Here is a 2,509-nt window from a genome sequence, read left to right as displayed (position 1 = left end):
ATGACGCCAATGGCAACATGACCGCCGACGGCACCAGGACGCTCACCTGGGACGAGGCCAACCGGCTGAAGACCGTCACCCAGGCTGCCAACACCGTCTCGCTGTTCTACGGCCCGGACGGCGCGCGAGCCAAAAAGGCCTCGTCCTTCGCCACCACGCTCTATCCCGACGCCTCCGTCGAGATCGATCCGGCGACACCGGGGGCGGAGATCTACACCCGCTACCCCCATCCCGACGTCAAGGTCACCGGCGCCACCAAAGCCTTCCTGCATCGCGATCACCTGGCCTCGGTGCGCATGGTCACCGATGCCTCAGGGAACATCGCTGAAGCCACCAACTATGCCAGCTATGGCGAGCGGCTCAACACCGGCTTCCAGACGCAAAAGAGCTACATCGGCGAGCGCTTCGATCCGGAGACCGGATTGCTCTATCTCAATGCACGATACATGGATCCGGTGCTGGGCAGGTTCATCTCACCGGATGATTGGGATCCGACCAAAGCGGGTGTCGGTACCAATCGGTATGCCTATGCTCAAAACGATCCGGTCAATAAGAGCGACACAAATGGACATATCAGCTGGGACGGAGTGAGGGATTTTGTCGGCGGCTTGTTTGGTGGTGCGAGCAGCAAAGCTGAGCCGGCAGCAACACAAGGGGAGTCAAAAACCATCACGCGCGCTGACGGCACGCTCACGACAACAAAGGATAATCACCCGCCAGAGGTAGATGAATTTGCGAAGAAGAAAGACGTCCTAAAAGACCTCGGGGTCAAAATCGTTAGCCGTATACTTGGACGGGCTGCGCCATTAGCTAGCCTAGTTGACGCAACGCCCACCTCTTATCCTGGAGAAATAGCGTTTGAGCGGGCAATTACAATCCAAGACAAGCTTGACAGCTATGCGCAAGATAAAAGAACAACGGCAGTTGTCGCCACGAAGGAGGGCACTTTCGTTGTCTCATCTAGTACTGGTAGGCTTACTCCAGCTCAGAGAGCCGCCCTGAACAGCAATGAGGTTGAGGGGGTTGGCACGCCCGGAACGCACGCGGAAGTAAATGCAATGAATGCTGCAGAGGCTATGGGGCTCACTCCGATGGGAGTCGCGGCCAGCCGCGGCATATGCGGCAATTGCGCACGCGAGATTCAGGATCGCGGACTGGACATGTACAGCCCGATTAAATAGGTCGTCACCATGAAAAAAGTCGTAGACCGAATAAAATATCTGGCTGACATCGTTACCGAATTGCCATTAGCAAAGAGAGTCGAGTTTTCATTTTTAGTTGCAGCACGCATGTCACCACTCGTTACGCGATACAAACTTAAATTTCGCGGGGCCAATGATTTTGAGTTTGATGTGGGCACTCTCTGGAAAAATTTCTCTGATGGAAACATTTCCAAAATTGATCAAACGTTGAGAATATCCGAGACAAGTATACCTGATTGCGAGTCTGAAACAGATAGGCTTTGCATATTTGCGCAAAACGCAGCTATTTGTTTCGTGAACGTATGTAATCTAATACTAAATATGGACAGTTCTTTGGTTGGCAGGATTATCGAAAATTATTTCGATACGATCGATTACGTTGCGCAAGACAGTCTTGGTATCAGCGAATCTAGAGCGGACACCGATGAGCTCGTGATAAACAGCAATTTTTTTGCCACGGAATTTGAGCACCTTATTGAACGAGTAGAATTGTTGCGCAAAAACACGAGCGTTGACTTAAACATGCTGGAGAACGAGCGAATTTCATCGCCTTTTTATTCCGAGTGAAAACCGAGTCATGGGCCTTCTGTCTGTGACTAATCATCTTTACCTTGCGTGCCGCACTTCTGCGCAAGCTGCCTTATACGGCTACCACCGGCCGTGTCGGCCGAATTGAGAAACTGACCCCCTGACGAAATGAAGAACTGACCCCCTCGGTTATGAGAGGAGGCATGGATGACGATTGGGATTTCGGCGATTCCTGCATTGTCGAGAACGATGCAGGGAGAGGAGATGCTTCAGCCTGAAGAGGTGGCAGCGATGCTGCGGCTGCATGAGCTTGGCTGGGGAGCGAAGCGACTGGCGAAGGAATTCGGGTGCGCGCGCAACACGGTGCGTCGGTATCTGCGCGAGGGCGGGACTGTTCCGTTTCGCAAGCCTGTGCGGCCGACCGCGTTTGACGGGCTGGACGATTGGCTGCGGGAGCACTTCTTCCGCCATGGCGGCAATGCCGATGTGGTGCGCCAGGAACTGGAGAGCGAACATGGGATCGTCATAGGGCTTCGTTCGGTGGAGCTTCGGGTGCAGGGTTGGCGTCGGGAGTTGAGGGCGCAGAAGCACGACGGTTCGGTTTGAGACGGCGCCGGGACATCAGATGCAGATCGACTTTGGCGACACGTGGGCGTGGATCGGCGGCGAGCGTGTTCGGGTGCACCTGTTTGTAGCAACGCTGGGTTACTCGCGTCGGCTGCATATCCGTCCCTCGCTTCGGGAGCGCCAGGCGGACTGGTTGGAGGGGATGGAAGGAG

At 54.7% G+C, this 2,509-nt stretch carries 2 protein-coding genes and 1 pseudogene; all 3 read left to right on the top strand.

The window, feature by feature from the left end; translation table 11 throughout:
• Positions 1 to 1,181 (top strand): RHS repeat-associated core domain-containing protein (locus tag NKI24_RS35625; protein WP_352750847.1); only part of this gene is annotated, 1,181 nt, incomplete at its 5' end.
• Between the two features lie 9 nt (positions 1,182 to 1,190).
• Complete coding sequence (locus NKI24_RS35620; protein WP_352750844.1) at positions 1,191 to 1,769, top strand: hypothetical protein; 579 nt, start codon at positions 1,191 to 1,193, stop codon at positions 1,767 to 1,769.
• A gap of 168 nt (positions 1,770 to 1,937) precedes the next feature.
• A pseudogene (locus tag NKI24_RS35615) lies at positions 1,938 to 2,509 on the top strand (helix-turn-helix domain-containing protein); the annotation flags it as partial.

It is taken from the genome of Mesorhizobium sp. M0701 (assembly GCF_040320365.1).
GTDB lineage: Bacteria > Pseudomonadota > Alphaproteobacteria > Rhizobiales > Rhizobiaceae > Mesorhizobium.
This window is presented reverse-complemented; position numbering and strand designations above follow the sequence as displayed.